Source organism: Streptomyces sp. P5F9, from assembly GCF_057961495.1.
This window is the reverse complement of record NZ_JBXVPZ010001043.1, coordinates 1-624: the sequence shown is the minus strand read 5'-3', so window position 1 is coordinate 624 and position 624 is coordinate 1. Positions and strand designations below refer to the sequence as shown.

General features: G+C 72.9%; 1 protein-coding gene. It reads left to right on the top strand.

Going from position 1 to position 624, the window contains the following annotated elements:
* A partial coding sequence (locus AC31A1_RS52305) for a patatin-like phospholipase family protein (RefSeq protein WP_489660059.1) occupies positions 1–624 on the top strand: 624 nt, incomplete at both ends.

The following is a 624-nucleotide window of genomic DNA, read 5'->3' as shown; positions in this document are numbered from 1 at the left end:
CAGCACGCTCAAGGAGGTCTACGAGCGTCAACTCGCCGCCCCTGAGGGCGAGATCCCAGGCCGACTCGGTATCGGGCTGTTGCTCCGCTTCGCCTGGGCGACGGTGACCTCGCGCACTCCGGAGGCGTACGGGCGGAAGATCGGCCGTATGGCATTCGCGGCCAGAACGCCCAGCGCGGCGGCCCGGCGCGCGGCGATCGAGACCCGGCTCGTCTCACCGGAGTGGCCCGACCGCGCGCTGCGCATCACCGCGGTCGACACGGTGACCGGTGAACTACGGGTCTTCGACAAGGACAGCGGGCTGCCCCTGGGTGACGCCGTGGCTGCCAGCTGTGCCGTCCCCGGGGTGTGGCCCCCGGTCACCATCGAGGACCGTCGCTGGATCGACGGCGGCATCCACTCGGCGGCCAACGCGCAACTCGCCGAGGGGTACGACCAGGTCGTCGTCCTCGCGCCGATGACGCTCGGGAGTGGCCCCCTGGTGTCTCCAGCCGCCCAGACCCGGCGGCTTGTGGAGCGGGGTGCGCGTGCGGTCCTGGTGTCGCCGTCCCCGGAAGCGAGGCAGGCGTTCGGCCGTAATCCGCTCGACCCTGCCGTACGGGCGGGTGCGGCGCGGGCGGGGCG